Below are 17,965 nucleotides of genomic sequence, written 5' to 3' on the forward strand. Positions count from 1 at the left end.
GAGGTAAAGTATGAAACGTTTTTTTGCAGCATTGTTTACTATACTAGGTGCGATAACTGCCCTTGGGATTTTCTTTACAAATAAGGTGATGTACTTAAAGAAAAAAACAGAGGAAGAAATACTCGAAAGAGAAACGAAAAAACATTTTCGTATAGAGGATTTTGATGCTCTTCATAAAGAAGAAATTCATATTCCTTCGCAATTCGGATATGATCTTCACGGATATTACATTCCTGCTGGTCATTCCAATAAGTTTATGATTTTCTGTCACGGCGTAACTGTAAATAAAATGAACTCTGTAAAATATGCAAGGTTATTTTTAAACAGAGGATATAATGTCGTTATTTATGATCATCGTCGTCATGGTAAAACTGGCGGAAAAACAACAAGCTATGGATACTATGAAAAACATGATTTAAAATCTGTAGTTGACTGGCTAAAAGGTCGTTTTGGAACAAATATAACACTCGGTATTCATGGTGAATCGATGGGCGCTGCAACACTTCTTCAGTACGCAGGACTTGTAGAAGATGGTGCTGACTTCTATATTGCAGATTGTCCTTTCTCTGATTTCTACGGACAATTACAGCACCGTTTAAAGGTTGAATTCCATTTACCGAAATGGCCTTTATTACCTTTAGCAAATGCTTTCTTAAAAGTGCGTGACGGTTATACGATTCGTGAAGTTTCACCAATCGATTGTATAAAAAACATTAACAATCCCGTCCTCTTTATTCATAGTAAAGATGATGATTATATTTTAGCTGATATGACGAAAGCACTCTATGAATCAAAAGAAAACAATAAACAACTTTATATTGCAGAACACGGCGCACACGCTTGCTCTTATAACGAAAATAAAGAAGAGTATGAAGCAGCCATTGATCAATTTTTAAACTCCTATGTAAAAGAAACAAAAAACAGGCTTGCATAAGCCTGTTTTTTTATTGCGCTAAAACGTCTGTAACTTGTTCCATATTTTCAGAAATCCACTTTATTGCATCATCTAACGTTGGAAATTCTGTCGTTTGAAATGTTACCTCATCTTGCAGTAACCAAACATCCTTTGACTCTTGTCCTACACCAGCAATGGACCAGTGCAACAAACTATATGGATGATTATCATTCAAAAATGATGCCCATGTGCGCTCATTTGCAATATTTCGTAATGTACGTAATTGTTTATCCATCTTTCGTCACCTTACTCTAGTCAGTTATAAAAAACATTATAACACTCTCTTCTCTTCCAAAGAAAGTGCTCTTTTCATATTGTCAAGTACTTCTCTTGATTATATGATGAAATTAAGCGTTTGGGAAGGAGGGATAGCGTTGGCTAAAGTACAAATTAAAGTAAATGATAATGGCTCTTTTCGCGTTACAGGGGACGTGGAATTAGTTGATTCACAAGGGAATGTATTCCCAGCAAAACCGGCATTTTCTTTATGCCGTTGTGGTTTATCAAAAAATATGCCTTATTGCGATGCTTCGCATAAAGGAAAATTTGAATCTGTTGTTAGAGCACCAGAGACAGAATAATTTCACATGTGACATGCACATTTTTTTGTGCATGTTTTTTCTTTTGATCAACTCCATTACATCCCTTCTCCTTACAACATTTCTAATACTTCTGTCCTCATGCCAGCATACATATATTTTCACACAATTCTTCACATTCGAACATTTTTTACTAGCCTTTTTTCTTTTTTGTGCTATAATTTGAGCAAACAGCATCCTTCGGGGTCGGGTGAAATTCCCAACCGGCGGTGATGAAGTGCAAACTTCTAAGTCCGTGACCCGTTTTCAACTCGAAAACGGTGGATCTAGTGAAACTCTAGGGCCGACAGTATAGTCTGGATGGGAGAAGGATATGTTTTCTAGTAATTTTATATAGCGAATACACTTTTATTTCAGTATGCATATTTTTAAGTTTCATTTTGAATCTTTATATATGTTTTATTTTGTATACTTATGTTTCTATACTGGAATAAAAAGATACGACTAGCGTTTGAAAAATTCGATATTTTGCTAGGTTTTTTCCTTATGCCAAAATATCAATCATCGTTAGGTTTCTTTCCTATACTTTCGTATTCGAACTATATTTCTAGAAATCACGTCTCCCAAACCCCAAGGATATAAAATCCTTGGGGTTTTTTGATTTTTTCAGGAGAGGTGAAGAGAATGACAGATCAAGAATATATGAGGATTGCCCTGCAGTTAGCAGAAGGAACATCCGGACAAACAAGTCCAAATCCTATGGTTGGTGCTGTTGTTGTAAAAGATGGAAACATCGTCGGTATGGGAGCTCATTTGCGTGCTGGTGAAGAACACGCAGAAGTCTATGCTCTTCATATGGCTGGCGAAAAAGCAAAAGGAGCTACCGTTTATGTAACACTTGAACCTTGTAGCCATTTTGGAAAAACACCACCTTGCTGTGAATTGCTCATCAAAAAAGGAGTCAAACGGGTTGTAATTGCTACTCTTGATTGTAATCCGCTCGTTTCTGGCAATGGAAAAAGGAAATTAGAAGAAGCTGGCATCGAAGTAACGACTGGTGTTCTTGAAGCAGAAGCAATTTTATTAAATCGCTACTTTTTTCACTACATGAAAACGAAACGTCCATTTGTAACAATAAAAACAGCAATGAGCTTGGATGGAAAAACAGCAACCGTAACCGGTGAAAGTAAGTGGATTACAGGTGAAGAATCACGAGCTGATGTTCACCAATACCGCCATACACATGATGCGATTCTCGTTGGAGTGAATACAGTTATAGCTGATAATCCGCATTTAACAACAAGAATTCCTAACGGGGGACAAAATCCTATACGCGTTATTTTAGATACCCATTTACGAACGCCACCATCTTCTCATGTCATAACAGATGGTTTAGCACCGACATGGATTTTTGTCGGTAATGGTGTAGATAAAAAGAAAATAGCTTCTTATGAATCTGAAAATATAGCTATATTCCAAATGAAAACGAAACAGATTGAAATACAGGATGTTTTACACCTACTCGGCGAAAAACAAATTCTTTCTCTTTTCGTCGAAGGTGGTCAAACAGTTCATGCAAGTTTCTTACAAACAAAGTATTTCAATGAAATTGTAACTTATATAAGTCCAAAATTAATTGGTGGAAAAAATGCCCCTACTTTATTTGGCGGCAATGGTTTTTCAACATTACAAGATGCACTTTCCTTGGAAATTCAAGAGATGAAACAAATTGGCGATGATATAAAAATTGTTGCGCATGCCCGAAGTGAGGTGACGGAATGTTTACAGGAATTGTAGAAGAATTAGGAACGATTGCAAACATGCAACAAAGCGGCGAAGCGATGAAGTTAACGATTCATGCCAATAAAATTTTATCAGATGTTCACTTAGGTGATAGCATCGCGGTGAACGGTATTTGCTTGACTGTAACGAGTTTCACAACAACTTCATTCACAGTAGACGCAATGCCTGAAACGATGCAATCAACATCACTTCGCATGCTTAAACCGCAATGCAAAGTAAATTTAGAGCGTGCAATGGCTGCAAACGGACGATTCGGTGGACATTTCGTTTCAGGACATATCGATGGCATCGGAACGATATTAAACAAAAAACAACACTATAATGCCGTCTATTACAAAATAGCTATTTCTGATGAATTGCTACGCTATTGTTTGCATAAAGGGTCCGTTGCTGTTGATGGAACGAGTTTAACAATATTTGATATAGACGAATCTTCCATTACCATTTCACTCATCCCGCACACAGTAAGTGAATCTGTTATCGGAGAAAAAAATGCCGGTGACATCGTAAATATTGAGTGTGACATGATTGGTAAATATATCGAACGCTTTATTTCTAAACCAGTAAAACGAACAGGTTCAATGACAGAAAGCTTTTTACAAGAAAACGGATTTCTATAAGGGGGAAGCATTATGTTTCATCGTATTGAAGAAGCTCTAGAAGATTTAAAACAAGGAAAAGTCGTGATCGTATGTGATGATGAAAACCGCGAAAATGAAGGCGACTTTATCGCTTTAGCAGAGTATATTACGCCAGAAACAATTAACTTTATGATTACACATGGGCGCGGCCTCGTTTGTGTACCAATTACAGAAGGATACGCAGAACGTCTACAATTAGAACCAATGGTAGCTCATAATACAGATTCGCATCATACTGCATTTACAGTGAGCATTGATCATGTTTCTACAACAACTGGGATTAGTGCCCACGAACGTGCAACTACGATACGAGAAATGTTAAATCCTGCATCAAAAGGTGCTGATTTCAATCGTCCTGGACATATCTTTCCATTAATTGCGAAAGAAGGTGGTGTCCTGCGCCGTGCTGGTCATACAGAAGCTGCTGTCGATTTAGCACAGCTTTGCGGAGCAGAACCAGCTGGCGTCATTTGCGAAATTATTAATGAGGACGGTACGATGGCACGCGTACCTGATTTACTACAGTGCGCAAAACAATTTGATATAAAAATGATTACAATAGAAGATTTAATTGCTTATCGCCGCCACCATGAAACATTAGTGACGCGTGAAGTGGAAATTACATTACCTACAGATTTCGGTACTTTCCATGCAATTGGCTATTCTAATTCATTAGATACGAAAGAACATATTGCACTCGTAAAAGGTGATATTTCAACAGGAGAGCCTGTACTTGTACGCGTTCATTCAGAGTGCTTAACAGGAGATGTATTTGGCTCGTGCCGCTGCGATTGCGGACCACAACTCCATGCTGCACTTGCTCAAATTGAGCGTGAAGGAAAGGGCGTTCTTCTTTATATGAGACAAGAAGGACGAGGCATTGGGCTTCTTAATAAGCTTCGCGCTTATAAGTTACAAGAAGAAGGCTTCGATACTGTAGAAGCAAACGAAAAGCTTGGCTTCCCTGCTGATCTGCGTGATTACGGTATTGGCGCTCAAATATTAAAAGATTTAGGTTTACAACATTTACGGTTATTAACGAATAATCCTCGAAAAATTGCTGGCTTACAAGGTTACGATTTAGAAGTAATCGAGCGTGTACCGTTACAAATGCCAGCAAAAGAAGAGAATAAAACGTATTTACAAACGAAAGTAAACAAATTAGGACATTTACTAAACTTATAATTAAGGGAGAGATTTATTATGGTATTCGAAGGTCATTTAGTTGGTACAGGATTAAAAGTTGGAGTTGTTGTTGGACGTTTTAATGAATTTATTACAAGTAAGTTACTTGGTGGTGCTTTAGACGGATTAAAGCGTCACGGTGTAGAAGAAGCTGATATCGATGTTGCTTGGGTTCCTGGTGCATTTGAAATTCCTTTAATCGCTAAAAAGATGGCGAATAGCGGGAAATATGATGCTGTTATTACGTTAGGCACTGTCATTCGTGGTGCTACAACACATTACGATTACGTTTGTAATGAAGTAGCAAAAGGTGTTGCATCTTTATCACTACAAACAGACATCCCAGTTATTTTCGGTGTATTAACGACTGAAACAATTGAGCAAGCGATTGAACGCGCAGGCACGAAAGCTGGTAATAAAGGCTATGAATCCGCCGTTGCTGCAATTGAAATGGCTCACTTATCAAAACAATGGGCATAAAAAAATAAAAAAGAGGCTGCGGCCTCTTTTTTATTTCTTCACTTTTTTCCGTACATCTTTTATTAATTCATCCATTGTTTTTCCTTCTGTTTGTATACGAAGCGTTTGTGCTGTTCTCCATACATTCTCTCTTTTCTTCGCTTCTTCTATAATAGTAATTTCTTTTCGTACTTCCTTTAAATCTTTCCCTTCTGTTTTCAATCCAAAATGTTCAGCTTTCGTTCGAAAATGTTGTTCAATTCGTTGTTGCATCTCTTTTTGTTCAGGATTTTCGGCGGCCTTAACTGGATCAGCACTTATTGCTTTTAGTAAAATGAGACAAGTCATAATCGCTAATATATATTTGTGCATGTAAAATCCTCCAACCCAATGTAAATTACATATTTACTATGTACAATTGGGGCTTGGAAAATTCGTCCACCAAAATTCTTTTTTTCGCTCAAAAGCCAATAGTATCAAGCGTTCACAATTATTTATTACATTTTATTTACAAAAAAGCAAACTCTTTTACAAGTTTGCTTTTTTGTATCTTATAATGCACATTCCTCAATCTCAAATCCTAAATCTTCAATCATACCCCAGTCTGCAGTCGGTTCTTGTCCAGCTGTTGTTAAGTAGTCTCCAACAAAAATAGAGTTTGCTGCAAATAAACCGATTGGCTGTACAGAACGTAAATTAATTTCACGCCCTCCTGAAATGCGAATTTCCTTCGTTGGGTTTACAAACCGCATCATCGCCAGCACTTTTAAACATTCTACTGGTGTTAACTCCTTTTGTCCTTCAAGCGGCGTACCCTTCACAGCAACAAGGAAATTACATGGAATGGAATCGGCATCTATACGTTGTAATTCGAATGCAATTTCAGCACGCTCTTCTATTGTCTCTCCCATTCCAAAGATCGCTCCTGAACATGGTGAAATACCCGCTTGTTTCGCTTTTTGGACTGTATCAACACGATCGTCATACGTATGAGTGGAGCAAATGCTTTCGTAATTATTCACATGTGTATTTAAGTTGTGGTTATAACGGTGTACACCCGCTTCCGCTAAACGTCCTGCTTGATCTTCGTTTAAGAAACCTAAACAACAACAAATCTTTAAATCTGTCGTTTCACGAATCTCTTTAACTGCTCCAATTACGTGATTCACCTCTTTATCAGTCGGACGACGACCAGATGCCACAATACAATACGTACCCGCTTTACGGCGAATTGCTTCGTGTGCTCCTTCTACAATCTTTTCCTGCGTTAGCCATGCATATTTATCAATCGGTGCTTCTGAAATAATAGACTGTGAACAATATCCGCAATCTTCAGGGCATAATCCAGACTTCGTATTAATAATCATATTTAATTTTACTTTCTTACCAAAGTGATGATGGCGAATGATATACGCAGCATTCATAATTTCTAAAATCTCTGTATCGTCAGCCTCTAATATCGCTATTGCATCTTCTTTCGTAATCACTTTCTCTTCTACTACGTCGTATGCAAGTTTTTTCCAATCCCTTTTTGTTTGTACTTGTTTCATTTCATCTCTTCCCCTCTTTTGTTATATGCACAAATAAAGCATGATACGTTGCCATTATCCCTTCATTTCCCGTGAAGTCTCTTTCGTATATGCGAAGCATCGCACGAAAGAGTGAGGGACTTTGACAATATGATTCTTCATTACTATTGGTCGCTCCTACTTTACGAATAGAATGTAGAAACTCCCTAACTTCTGTAAATCTCTCTATGTAACACGTTTCAGAAACATGTACATCCCCTGTTTCTATCTCACATATATGGCGCAACTGATTTTTCGAATAAAAACGCTGCCCAATCGATGTTTCATTTTGTATATTTTTTTCTTCTTTCGCCCGCTGGAACGAAGCATGCAATTCTTGAAATGTTTCCTGTCCAAACGTTGAAAAGAGTAATATCCCCTCTATAGATAAATGACGAAATAAATTTGTTATCACTTGTTTTAAATCATTTAGCCATTGAAATGTGGCATTTGAAATAATGACATCATACGTTTCTTCTAGTCGTAATCTTTCAATATCCTCACAATAAAATGTTACATTGTTTACATTTTGTCTAGTTTTCGCAACTGCAATCATACTTTCAGCAAAATCAATAGCTGTAATTTGTGCTTTCGGAAATAAGTTTGATAATTGCTCTGTAACATATCCTGTCCCGCATCCAAGTTCTAAAATACGTATCGATGAATTTGTACTATATCGCCGATTCAATGTAGAAAGTAATGAATGCGCCATCTTTTTTTGTACATTTGCATATTGATCGTAGGATACAGCTGCCACGTTAAATCGTTTTTGTAGTAACGTTTTGTTGATCATGTCGTATCCCCTCTACAAATTGAATGATTTCATTTGCGCAATATTCGAAATTCGTTACGCATAATGCATGTCCAGCCTCACTTACTACTTTTAACTTAGCATTCGCATTCTCTGTCATACTATGAGCTGCAGATAATGGACATATCACATCCTGTTCTCCATGAAGAAGTAACAACGGGACTTTGACATCTATTAATTCGTTTCTCATATCTGTTTCTATTAAATAATCTAAGCCTAATTGTAATGACTGAATCGAGTCTCCTTTAAAATTCAGCGCAATCTCTTCAAAACTCGTATTCTCTTTCAGCTCATCTTTTGTAAACATATTTTCATAAAACCGCTTGAGCGTATCTTCTTTCTTTCTCGCCACATTCTTTTTTAGCCGCTCTACATGCAAAGCATTCCATCCACTCGTATAGTCGCTCGTATTTGTAAATTTGGGAGTACCACCAATTAGTACAATACCTTTTGTCTGAATCTTTTTATGTGCTTGAACTGCCGCTAACGCCCCTAGTGACCATCCAACTAAAATGACATTTTCATCCTTTGCTACATCTATTATTCGCCCTGCGAATTCACTTTGTTCTTTCACATTACGCCAATTGATACATTGAACAGAATACTCTTTAAAATACGGCAGAACTAAAGTCCAAACACCTTCTTCCATTCCCCACCCAGGAATAAAAATAATCTTTAGCTCTTTCATACGAAAAACCCCTCTTCTTTACCAATGCGTATAATATGGTGAATAGCCCATTGCAAATCAGCTATTGTATGTTGGGACGTAACTGCAAAACGGACCCGTGAACTATTAACTGGAACCGTTGGTGGACGAATTGCAATTGCAGCAATCCCTACCTGTTGCAACCTTTTACTAAACCGTAAAGCTGTTTCATTTGAACCGACTACGATCGGTACAATGTGAGTTGAGCTATTTCCAATATCAAAACCAGCTTCTCGTAAATGGTTTCTGAAATATGCTCCATTCTCTATAAGTCTCTCTCTTCTTTCATTATCTTCTTTTACAATTTCAATTGCTTTTTGTACCGCTCCTAACGTTCCTGGCGGTAATGCAGTAGTAAAAATAAAACTTCTCATCATATTGTGTAAATACTCTATATAAATTGCATCGCCTGTCAAATACGCACCATAACACCCTAAAGCCTTACTAAACGTCCCCATATGTATATCTATTTTTTGAGCAAGATCTTCTTCTATATGAGATAATCCAGCTCCGCCACTTCCATATATTCCACTCGCATGTGCTTCATCAACTATAAGAATTGCCCCGTATTTCTCTTTCAGCTCTACTAACTCCCTTACATACGCAGTATCACCATCCATACTAAAAACAGTATCTGTTACGATTAATTTCCGCTGTTCAGGTGACGCTGTTTTCAATAACTTCTCTAAATGATCCAAATCATTATGACGATACCTTTTATGCTCTGCCCCACTTAATATAATTCCATCAACAATGCTTGCGTGATTTAATTTGTCACTAAACACAATATCGTGACGACTCACTAATGAAGAGATCACTCCAATATTTGCGGTATATCCACTATTCACAACTAAGGCTTTTTCAGTGCCTTTCCAATCGCATATACTTCTCTCAACCTCTTCATACAGTGAATAGTTCCCTACCACGAGCCTTGATGCTGTCGCCCCAGTTCCATATTTTCTTGTACATGCGATAGCAGCTTCTTTTAACCTTTCATCTCCAGCTAACCCTAAATAATTATTTGACGCTAAATTTAGCATCCTTTTCTCATCTCGAATAAGCCATGTCTCTTCTGCTTGTTCTGTTACATGCAAATTACGATACTGCCCTCGCTCATGTAATTGTTGCAATTTAGATTGAAGATGTGTGCGCCACGTTTGATTCATTTCGGATAAGCTCCTCTAATTTTGAAATCATTATATATTCTTTAGCAGATTCCAAGACTTCTTCTTTTGTAAACTCACCTGCAAAGAATGGTAATAAACCTAAAACTGGTACCCCACTTAGCTCTTCAATCATTTCTTTATTTTCTTGCACTCTTTCCATTTCGCATTCTTTGCAGCCAGATAAAATGACACCTGCTACTGTTAAACCATATGCCTTTGCATAAGCGATCGTTAAAACTGTATGATTTACTGTTCCTAATGTAGGGCGTGCTACTACAATAAGTGGAAGTTGTAATTCTTTTGCGAAATCAATTACTAAAGCGTCCTCTGTATATGGAACAGCTAATCCACCTGCTCCTTCTACAAGTAGACTATTAAAATCTTTCAATCGTTCATTATAGTGATGAATAATGTCTTTTAACGTTACTGTCCTTCCAGCTCTTTTCATGGCAAGTCTCGGGGCAAGCGGCTCTTCAATAGAGTAAGGGCAAATTTCCTCTTCTTTTGTCGGTACACCTGATAATGCTTTTAGCCTTGCTGCATCTCCCTCTGGATTTGATGCAACATGTCCACTTTGCAATGGTTTATATACCCCGATGTTATATCCCAGTTCTCTAAATACACCTGCTAATGCACCGGCGACAACAGTTTTCCCCACTTCAGTATCCGTTGCTGTTATAAAAAAACCGCTCATTATTCTCCCTCCGTAACATCCGAGATTGCTTTATACAAAATACGTAACATATCATCAATCTCATCAATTGTAGAAGCAAGAGGGGGCATAAATACAATCGTATTACCGAGCGGGCGCAAAATCATACCCAGCTCCCTTGAGCGTTTACATACTTGAACACCGACTCTCTCTGTCCATTCAAACGCTTCTTTCGTTTCCTTATTCTTCACAAGTTCAATTCCAACCATTAACCCACATTGACGAATATCCCCTACATGTTTATATGCAAAGAGGTCTTCTAATTGCGTCGCCACATATTCTGTTTTACGTGCCACCTCTTCTATTAAATTTGTTTTTTCATATAGTTCTAGATTCGCAATTGCTACCGCACACCCTAACGGATTCCCTGTATAACTATGTCCGTGGAAAAATGTTTTTTGTTCTTCATAGCCTCCTAAAAAGGCATTATAAATTTCATCTGTCGTTACAGTAATTGCAACTGGTAAATATCCGCCCGTTAAACCTTTTCCGGCTGTTAAAATGTCCGGCGTTACATTTTCATGTTCACATGCAAACATTTTCCCGGTACGCCCAAATCCAGTCGCTACCTCGTCTGTAATAAATAGAACATTATATTTTGTACATAAATTACGTAGCCCTTTTAAGTATCCTTTTGGCATTGTAATCATACCGCCAGCACCTTGCATTAAAGGTTCTACAATAATCGCCGCAATCTCTTCATGTTTATCTTTCAGCAGCTCTTCCATTTCTTCTAAATGCTTTTTTACAATTTCCTCCTTATTATTTCCATAAGGAGAACGATATGTATATGGATAAGGCATTTTAATCGCTTCGAATAAAAGCGAACTATACACTTGGTGAAACAAGTCTATTGCTCCCACTGAAACAGCTCCAATTGTGTCACCATGATACGCTTCTTTTAATGTAACAAATCTTTGTTTCTTCGGTTTTCCTTTATGCTGCCAATATTGAAAGGCCATCTTAATTGCAATTTCAACAGCGCTAGAACCGGAGTCTGAATAAAACACTTTCTTCAAACCTTCTGGTACAACTTCAATTATTTTTTCGGCTAATAAAATAGATGGAACGTTAGCAAGCCCTAACATAGTAGAATGGGAAATTTTATTTAATTGCTCACGAATTGCCTCATCTAGTTCTGGCACTTGATGTCCATGAACATTTAACCAAATAGACGAAACACCGTCCCAATATTCATTTCCATTTACATCGTATAGCTTTCTTCCCTCTCCCCGTTCAATAATGACAGGATCTTCTTCTAAATAATCCTTCATTTGTGTAAACGGATGCCATACATAGGCCTTATTTTTCTCCGATAACTCTTCATATGTATATGATGGTTTGTCAGTCGTACTCTTACTAAAAGTCACAATTGTCACCCCTAATGTTAACTAGTTTATAAATATAGTTAACATTAAAACTAAATGACTGTCAATTATTTTTAAATCAAGTAGTTCTTAAAAAAGAACAACTTATCATACGATAAGTTGTTCTACTTTCCATGTTGTATCTTTCCGATTTCTAAAATAATCTCTTCATCTTTTTTTCCTTCTGTTTCAATTCCAAGTTGTTTTGCATGTTCAATCAATAGATCATGGCGCTTCTCAAATCTTGCGGTATTTACTTCTTTCGCAACCTCTTCTTTTGTTTTTCCTTCCATAGAAACCCCTAGTTTATCAGCTGCTTTTTCCATCGACTTCTTCTCTTCAGCTTCTTTCGCTTTCTTCACTTCTAACTGCTGTATTTGCTTTTGCTTCGCCTGCTCTGATTCAGCTGCAAAAGCTGTGTAAATGCCAGCACTTCCGCCAATGACTAGTAAAGTGGTAAAAAGAATTATTTTTTTCTTCACTCTTTCCTCCCCTTTCAAATTCATTATAACGCACATTTTCCCAGGATTAAAATCGTTCTCCTTTATTTCCCTAAAAAATCATTGAATATTTTTATTGACATGTGAGACGAATATATGATAAAAATTTAACTAACATCATATGAATCGGCATTGATAGGATTTAGTAGTATTTCGATTTCTGCTTTCAGAGAGCTGGTGGTCGGTGTGAACCAGTACAGAGCGAATTATGAATTACCCCCTGGAGCTTCTTTTGCGAAACGTAAGGAGTAGTGAAAGACGGTTATAGACCGTTATATCTAAAGAGTGGTGAAACGACACTGTTTCACAATTTAGGGTGGTACCGCGAATTTTTCGTCCCTGCATATGTTGCAGGGGCGTTTTTATTTTATTAGCGCATATCATACAACCCTTTATTTTGTGATACATTCATTTCACAAGCTAGGGTGGTACCGCGATTTCTTCGTCCCTGCATAATTATATGCAGGGACGTTTTTTTATCCAATCATTTCCGTATCATATTAAAGAAACAACAATTACCGGTAATTTGTCACAAAATTCTAAAATTTAGAAGGAAATAAACAATATTGGCGAATTTTATATAAAAAAGAGCTATTTTAGATTACTTAGGAGGGGAAAACAATGGTTTCAAAAATTGAATCTGTTCTTTTAACAGTATTTATCTTTTTCTGCATTGGCTTTAGTGTTATCAAATTAGAAGTTTCACCACACATCCCAATTTTATTTGGTATCGTTCTTTTATTAGCATTTGGATTTATGAAAAAAATTGATTGGTCTACGATGGAAAAAGGAATGATAAGTAGTATTTCAGCTGGTATTCCATCTATTTTTATATTCTTACTTGTAGGCGTATTAATTAGTGTTTGGATCGCTGCTGGAACAATTCCAACTTTAATGGTATACGGCTTCCAGCTTGTATCTCCAAAAATTTTCATTCCAACTGTTTTTGTTGTTTGTGCAATTGTTGGAACAAGTATCGGTAGTGCCTTTACAACTGCCGCAACTGTAGGACTTGCCTTTATGGGCATGGGTAGTGCTCTCGGATACGATCCTGCTCTAATCGCTGGTGCAATTATTTCTGGTGCATTCTTTGGGGATAAAATGTCTCCTTTATCTGATACAACAAACCTAGCGCCAGCTGTAACGGGTGTAGATTTATTTGAGCATATTCGTAACATGCTTTGGACAACAGTTCCAGCTTTCATTATTGCTTTTATCGCATTTTTCATTTTAGGAAGCGGTACTAGTGGAGACGTTGACTTCACAAACTTCATTAGCGCATTAGAGAAAAATGCAACGATTTCTATCTTTACACTTATTCCAATTTTATTACTGTTCCTATTCGCATTTAAAAAAGTTCCAGCAGTTCCAACATTACTTGCTGGAATTATAGTAGGGATCATTATCCTCTTTATATTTAAACCTAGTACTTCTTTAACTGATTTAATGAAAATTATGCAAGACGGTTACGTTTCTAAAACTGGTATGAAAGATATTGATAGCTTATTATCTCGCGGTGGCCTGCAAAGTATGATGATGTCAATCGCTCTTATTTTCCTAGCTCTTTGTATGGGAGGATTATTACAAGGAATGGGTATTATTACGCAGCTAATGAATATCATCTCTAGCTTCGTAAAAACTAGCACACGCTTAATTATTTCTACTGCTTCAACTGCAATCGGTGTGAACTTCTTACTTGGTGAGCAGTACTTATCTATCGTTTTAACAGGACAAGCATTCGCTAATAAATATGATGAAGTCGGTTTAGAACGTCGTAATTTATCACGTGTATTAGAAGATGCAGGTACAGTTATTAACCCGCTCGTACCATGGGGAGTAAGTGGCGTGTTCTTATCGAACGTCCTTGGCGTTCCAACTTTTGATTACGTTCCATTCGCAATCTTCTGCTTAGCTTGTCCAGTTGTAACAATCATCGTCGGCTTTACTGGATTTGGCCTTTCATGGAAGAAGGAAAAAGCTGTAACACTTTCATAATATATTAAAAAGGATTACCTGAATCGGTAATCCTTTTTATATTTCTCCACTATCTATTTGCTTTCTTTCTTCTAAATAACAGAAGGAATCCTGCTCCAACAAACGCCAAACCTGCTCCAATTGTAGAAACAACACTTGTACCTGTTTTCGGTAAATCACGTTCTTCTTTCTTTTCACTTACAGTTGTTGTTTCTTTTGCGTTTTGATTATCCGTTGTAGTTTGTCCAGATCCTGTATTATTACCTTCATCTGTTGGTGGTGTCGTTGGATTTTCTCCATTATTTCCTTCACCTGTTGGTGGTGTTGTTGGATTTTCTCCATTATTTCCTTCACTTGTTGGTGGTGTCGTTGGATTTTCTCCATTATTTCCTTCACCTGTTGGCGGTGTTGTTGGATTCTCTCCACCAGTTTCTTTATCATCATCGTTCTTCTTCGTTATATCAATTGCATATTTAGCAAATTCATTTTCAGATGGTCCAACATATGATATTTTTCCATCTTTCTTTATATACTTTTGTGCATTTGGTGAAGAATCGAATGTTGTATGTAATTTATCGGCAACAATCGGTTTAAACGTCCAATTTTTATCTGCTGCTGGATCAATAACTGGCGTTTCTTGCATATACTTCACAATGATTTGACGCGTTTCATCTTGTGATTGGTATACAACCTCCCCTTTGCTTACACCCGGGAACGTTTGGCTGCTTCCGCGATAGTTATTTGTAGCGACGATGAATTCTTGATTGTCAGCTACTGGCTTCCCTTCATATGTCATATTTACAATACGGTTCGTATTTGCATTTACAACTTTTCCATCTTTATCGTATTTCGCCGGTTGTGTTACATCAATTTCGTATTTTAAGCCATCTAAAATATCGAAGTTATATGTAGGATAACCTATATTTACTAACGGCTGTTCTTCTGTTTTCTTTGGATCAATTTGATTAAACTGACCTGCAGACATTTCAAGCCATTCTTTCACTTGTGCCCCATTTACTTTTACAGCATATAACGTATTTGGATATACATATAAATCTGCCACGTTTTTAATCGCTAACGTTCCAGCTGGAATGTCCGTATAATATGTAGCACCGTTTCGGCCACCTGCTTTAAATGGTGCACCCGCAGATAAAACTGGAATTCCTTTATATTTTTCGTACTCTGGTTTTTTAAATTCCTCTTCTACATACCATTTTTGTGCATTTGTCACAAGTTGTACAGAAGGATCATCCTGTACTAATGAGAAATAACTATTAATTGGCGCTGTCGTTTTTCCTACAGCAGTATTCACATAATCAATTGTCGCTTGATGATCATCTTTAATTTCATTAACTAAATGTTGATCAGATTGTACGAGTGGGTTTCCTTTACTATCAGCAATCGGACGAAGTTGCGGCTTCGATTGCTCTTTTTGTACTTCCCATTTTCCATTTACTTTTTTCAATTGCATATCAATAATACCTAAGTTACTTCCAAAGACACCAGGCATTACAACTGGAACACCATTAAATACGTCCTTCACTTCCGTATGTGAATGTCCCATTAATACTGCATCTACACCAGGAACTTCTGTTAAATAATACGATGCGTTTTCCATGCCAACGTTGTATCCACTCTTATCAACACCTGAATGCGCTAGTGCAACGATAACATCAGCACCTTCTGCTTTCATTTTTGGCACCATTTTTTTCGCTGTTTCAACTATATCTTTTGCTTTCACTTTTCCTTCTAGATTTGCTTTATCCCAGTTCATAACTTGAGGTGGAACAAATCCCATTACGCCAATTTTCACTTTTTGTTTTTGACCTGATTCATCTTCTACTTCTTTTTCAAAAACATGATATGGTTTAAAGTAATTTTGATCATTCTCTTCATTATTATCTTTATCATCTTTATAGACGTTCGAGTTAATAACCGGGAATTCTGTTTTACTAATTACTTTGTTTAAATAATCTAAACCGTAGTTAAATTCATGATTCCCAAGAGAGATGACGTCATACTTCATTAAATTCATTAAACGATATAATGGGTGCGTATAACTAGGATCCACAGGCTTCTTCGGATCATTTATTTTATTCGCTACATAATCTCCAAGCGGTGTCCCTTGTAATGCATCTCCATCATCAAATAGGACAGAATTCTTCGCTTCTTCACGCGCTTTATTCACAAGTGTTGCAGTTTGTACGAGACCTACTTTATTATCGGTTTTCGTTTGATAATAATCGTAATTCATTAAGTTAACGTGAATATCTGATGTTTCTAGAATTCGTAAGTTAACCGTACTCTCCCCAGTTTGCTCATCCGCATGAGCTGTTGCTGGCAATACTTGCGGCGCTATAACACCAATAGCAAGAGTTGCTCCAGCTAGCATTTTTTTTGACTTTTTCACAAAAAATCCCCCTTATACAATTACCAAAAATAATGAAATGAATCCGTCTCTAATTACATACCTTTTTTCTTCTATTGGAGATAAGATTTTCATTTCATCCTGCGCTAATGAGTAGTCCTCTTAAACGCTCGATTGGTGAGATTTTACTCATCGGGAAATAAAGCCCTACTAATTAAAATTTCACCTTATCTGACATTATCATATATAATGTACTTTCATATCGTCAATATTTTTTGACATACTTCTACAAATTTTCTGTAAAGTTATTGTAAACTTTTCATAAACATATAATATGCCCTTACATTGTTAATACTGCTGAATATGATACAATTACCAATTACAAGGAGGATGAATTTATGAAAAAAGTCATCTTAACAATTGTTTGTCTCCTCCTTCTAATCATTTCTTATTCTTATTTTGAAAAGAACGATGAGACAAAACAAAATGAACCCGAAGAAAAAACAGAAAAAACATCTACTCCAAGTTGGATTGATAAGCAAACAAACGATTCCTTCTATCATCTCGTACTAGGTGATTCGCTCGCCAAAGGATATGGATCGACACAAGGTGGATTTGCTGAATTAGCCTCTAAACAAATAGAAGCACAAATTCATAAACCAATTACTGTAGAAAACCTTGGGATAAACGGTCTTACAACAGATCGTCTCGCTAAAAAGGTTGAATCAGAAGATGTAAAGCAAAAAATTAGAGCAGCCAATATTATTACAATTAATATTGGGGGAAATAATTTGTTTCGCTTAAATCGTGATGTCGGTGTTATAGACGGTATTAAAATGTTAAATAAAGAAAAAGCTCATTTTGAAGCGGATGTAAAAAATATTGTAAAGACAGTCCGAGATCAAAATCCGGATGCTTTACTCATTCTTTCTGAACTCTATAACCCGTTACAACTCGATGACTCCATCGCAAGTTATGCAGATATGTTTTTAGATGGCTGGAATGAATCTGTTTATTCCATTGCAAAAGCAAATCAACCATCTATCGTTTTACCAATTCGCAAATTAATATCAAATGATAAGAAAGAATTACTCTTTGACCAAGTACACCCTAACGATAAAGGCTATTCGATTATTGCCGATTCCTTTACAAAAAAAGTGTTGGCCTACAAATATTAAAATTCATATGAAACAATTCTATTTTTATAACAT

At 36.7% G+C, this 17,965-nt stretch carries 18 protein-coding genes, 1 riboswitch and 1 other annotated feature; of the genes, 8 read left to right on the forward strand and 10 right to left on the reverse strand.

The window, feature by feature from the left end:
• Positions 1-10: 10 nt before the first annotated feature.
• Complete coding sequence (locus RTP99_RS09720; protein WP_000819216.1) at positions 11-934, forward strand: alpha/beta hydrolase; 924 nt, start codon at positions 11-13, stop codon at positions 932-934.
• 10 nt (positions 935-944) lie between these two features.
• On the opposite strand, the gene RTP99_RS09725 is transcribed toward RTP99_RS09720, so the two are convergent.
• Positions 945-1,190: a YqkC family protein gene (locus RTP99_RS09725; RefSeq protein ID WP_000360809.1), complete on the reverse strand. Its 246-nt coding sequence runs from the start codon at positions 1,188-1,190 to the stop codon at positions 945-947.
• A gap of 103 nt (positions 1,191-1,293) precedes the next feature.
• Here RTP99_RS09725 and RTP99_RS09730 point away from each other — a divergent pair, with 103 nt between their 5' ends.
• The 5 genes from RTP99_RS09730 (at position 1,294) to ribH (ending at position 5,603) form a co-directional block, all read left to right on the forward strand.
• Positions 1,294-1,536, forward strand: coding sequence for a CDGSH iron-sulfur domain-containing protein (locus RTP99_RS09730; RefSeq protein ID WP_116733335.1), 243 nt, complete (start codon positions 1,294-1,296; stop codon positions 1,534-1,536).
• A gap of 190 nt (positions 1,537-1,726) precedes the next feature.
• A riboswitch (FMN riboswitch) is annotated at positions 1,727-1,870 on the forward strand.
• 308 nt (positions 1,871-2,178) lie between these two features.
• On the forward strand, positions 2,179-3,291 hold the full coding sequence (gene ribD / locus RTP99_RS09735; RefSeq protein WP_000131996.1) for a bifunctional diaminohydroxyphosphoribosylaminopyrimidine deaminase/5-amino-6-(5-phosphoribosylamino)uracil reductase RibD: 1,113 nt from the start codon (positions 2,179-2,181) through the stop codon (positions 3,289-3,291).
• Positions 3,273-3,917, forward strand: coding sequence for a riboflavin synthase subunit alpha (gene ribE, locus RTP99_RS09740; RefSeq protein WP_000493918.1), 645 nt, complete (start codon positions 3,273-3,275; stop codon positions 3,915-3,917). The genes ribD and ribE overlap by 19 nt, the downstream gene beginning before the upstream one ends.
• Positions 3,918-3,929: 12 nt before the next feature.
• Positions 3,930-5,123 (forward strand): bifunctional 3,4-dihydroxy-2-butanone 4-phosphate synthase/GTP cyclohydrolase II, encoded by a 1,194-nt coding sequence (gene ribBA / locus RTP99_RS09745; protein ID WP_000468998.1) that lies wholly within the window; start codon positions 3,930-3,932, stop codon positions 5,121-5,123.
• A gap of 18 nt (positions 5,124-5,141) precedes the next feature.
• Positions 5,142-5,603, forward strand: coding sequence for a 6,7-dimethyl-8-ribityllumazine synthase (gene ribH / locus RTP99_RS09750; protein ID WP_000230889.1), 462 nt, complete (start codon positions 5,142-5,144; stop codon positions 5,601-5,603).
• A 30-nt stretch (positions 5,604-5,633) separates the two neighbouring features.
• Here ribH and RTP99_RS09755 read toward each other — a convergent pair whose 3' ends face one another.
• The 8 genes from RTP99_RS09755 to RTP99_RS09790 all read right to left on the reverse strand — a co-directional run bounded on the left by RTP99_RS09755 (position 5,634) and on the right by RTP99_RS09790 (position 12,394).
• Entirely contained in the window at positions 5,634-5,954 is a 321-nt protein-coding gene (locus RTP99_RS09755; protein ID WP_000549778.1) for a hypothetical protein, read from the reverse strand.
• A 179-nt stretch (positions 5,955-6,133) separates the two neighbouring features.
• A complete protein-coding gene (gene bioB, locus RTP99_RS09760; RefSeq protein ID WP_000815867.1) occupies positions 6,134-7,132 on the reverse strand; it encodes a biotin synthase in 999 nt (332 codons plus the stop codon).
• 1 nt (position 7,133) lies between these two features.
• The gene (gene bioC, locus RTP99_RS09765) at positions 7,134-7,943 is read right to left on the reverse strand and encodes a malonyl-ACP O-methyltransferase BioC (RefSeq protein ID WP_000608937.1); all 810 of its coding nucleotides are present in this window, start codon (positions 7,941-7,943) and stop codon (positions 7,134-7,136) included.
• Positions 7,909-8,649, reverse strand: coding sequence for an alpha/beta fold hydrolase (locus RTP99_RS09770; RefSeq protein WP_000661267.1), 741 nt, complete (start codon positions 8,647-8,649; stop codon positions 7,909-7,911). The genes bioC and RTP99_RS09770 overlap by 35 nt, the downstream gene beginning before the upstream one ends.
• Positions 8,646-9,833 (reverse strand): 8-amino-7-oxononanoate synthase, encoded by a 1,188-nt coding sequence (bioF, locus tag RTP99_RS09775; RefSeq protein ID WP_001077311.1) that lies wholly within the window; start codon positions 9,831-9,833, stop codon positions 8,646-8,648. The genes RTP99_RS09770 and bioF overlap by 4 nt, the downstream gene beginning before the upstream one ends.
• Positions 9,799-10,527 (reverse strand): ATP-dependent dethiobiotin synthetase BioD, encoded by a 729-nt coding sequence (bioD, locus tag RTP99_RS09780; protein WP_000012494.1) that lies wholly within the window; start codon positions 10,525-10,527, stop codon positions 9,799-9,801. Before bioD ends, bioF begins: the two co-directional genes overlap by 35 nt.
• Positions 10,527-11,915 carry an adenosylmethionine--8-amino-7-oxononanoate transaminase gene (bioA, locus tag RTP99_RS09785; protein WP_000144318.1) on the reverse strand — a complete coding sequence of 463 codons (1,389 nt, stop codon included), beginning with the start codon at positions 11,913-11,915 and terminating at the stop codon, positions 10,527-10,529. Before bioA ends, bioD begins: the two co-directional genes overlap by 1 nt.
• A 122-nt stretch (positions 11,916-12,037) precedes the next feature.
• Positions 12,038-12,394 (reverse strand): hypothetical protein, encoded by a 357-nt coding sequence (locus RTP99_RS09790; protein WP_041184782.1) that lies wholly within the window; start codon positions 12,392-12,394, stop codon positions 12,038-12,040.
• Between the two features lie 141 nt (positions 12,395-12,535).
• Positions 12,536-12,756 (forward strand) — a binding site (T-box leader).
• Between the two features lie 277 nt (positions 12,757-13,033).
• Here RTP99_RS09790 and nhaC point away from each other — a divergent pair.
• Positions 13,034-14,407 carry a Na+/H+ antiporter NhaC gene (nhaC, locus tag RTP99_RS09795; RefSeq protein WP_000253747.1) on the forward strand — a complete coding sequence of 458 codons (1,374 nt, stop codon included), beginning with the start codon at positions 13,034-13,036 and terminating at the stop codon, positions 14,405-14,407.
• A gap of 49 nt (positions 14,408-14,456) precedes the next feature.
• On the opposite strand, the gene cpdB is transcribed toward nhaC, so the two are convergent.
• Positions 14,457-16,796 carry a bifunctional 2',3'-cyclic-nucleotide 2'-phosphodiesterase/3'-nucleotidase gene (gene cpdB, locus RTP99_RS09800; protein WP_000748610.1) on the reverse strand — a complete coding sequence of 780 codons (2,340 nt, stop codon included), beginning with the start codon at positions 16,794-16,796 and terminating at the stop codon, positions 14,457-14,459.
• 356 nt (positions 16,797-17,152) lie between these two features.
• On the opposite strand from cpdB, the gene RTP99_RS09805 reads away from it, so the two are divergent.
• A complete protein-coding gene (locus tag RTP99_RS09805) occupies positions 17,153-17,932 on the forward strand; it encodes a GDSL-type esterase/lipase family protein (RefSeq protein ID WP_000755837.1) in 780 nt (259 codons plus the stop codon).
• Positions 17,933-17,965: the final 33 nt, after the last annotated feature.

The sequence above is a fragment of the Bacillus sp. (in: firmicutes) genome (assembly GCF_031983925.1).
In the GTDB taxonomy this organism is placed as follows: Bacteria; Bacillota; Bacilli; order Bacillales; family Bacillaceae_G; genus Bacillus_A; species Bacillus_A pacificus.

Excerpts from the sequence above, each read along its gene's own strand:
- RTP99_RS09720 (WP_000819216.1), top strand. The coding sequence starts at position 11 with ATGAAACGTTTTTTTGCAGCATTGTTTACTATACTAGGTGCGATAACT.
- RTP99_RS09725 (WP_000360809.1), bottom strand. The coding sequence starts at position 1,190 with ATGGATAAACAATTACGTACATTACGAAATATTGCAAATGAGCGCACA.
- RTP99_RS09730 (WP_116733335.1), top strand. The coding sequence starts at position 1,294 with ATGATGAAATTAAGCGTTTGGGAAGGAGGGATAGCGTTGGCTAAAGTA.
- ribD (WP_000131996.1), top strand. The coding sequence starts at position 2,179 with ATGACAGATCAAGAATATATGAGGATTGCCCTGCAGTTAGCAGAAGGA.
- ribE (WP_000493918.1), top strand. The coding sequence starts at position 3,273 with ATGTTTACAGGAATTGTAGAAGAATTAGGAACGATTGCAAACATGCAA.
- ribBA (WP_000468998.1), top strand. The coding sequence starts at position 3,930 with ATGTTTCATCGTATTGAAGAAGCTCTAGAAGATTTAAAACAAGGAAAA.
- ribH (WP_000230889.1), top strand. The coding sequence starts at position 5,142 with ATGGTATTCGAAGGTCATTTAGTTGGTACAGGATTAAAAGTTGGAGTT.
- RTP99_RS09755 (WP_000549778.1), bottom strand. The coding sequence starts at position 5,954 with ATGCACAAATATATATTAGCGATTATGACTTGTCTCATTTTACTAAAA.
- bioB (WP_000815867.1), bottom strand. The coding sequence starts at position 7,132 with ATGAAACAAGTACAAACAAAAAGGGATTGGAAAAAACTTGCATACGAC.
- bioC (WP_000608937.1), bottom strand. The coding sequence starts at position 7,943 with ATGATCAACAAAACGTTACTACAAAAACGATTTAACGTGGCAGCTGTA.
- RTP99_RS09770 (WP_000661267.1), bottom strand. The coding sequence starts at position 8,649 with ATGAAAGAGCTAAAGATTATTTTTATTCCTGGGTGGGGAATGGAAGAA.
- bioF (WP_001077311.1), bottom strand. The coding sequence starts at position 9,833 with ATGAATCAAACGTGGCGCACACATCTTCAATCTAAATTGCAACAATTA.
- bioD (WP_000012494.1), bottom strand. The coding sequence starts at position 10,527 with ATGAGCGGTTTTTTTATAACAGCAACGGATACTGAAGTGGGGAAAACT.
- nhaC (WP_000253747.1), top strand. The coding sequence starts at position 13,034 with ATGGTTTCAAAAATTGAATCTGTTCTTTTAACAGTATTTATCTTTTTC.
- RTP99_RS09805 (WP_000755837.1), top strand. The coding sequence starts at position 17,153 with ATGAAAAAAGTCATCTTAACAATTGTTTGTCTCCTCCTTCTAATCATT.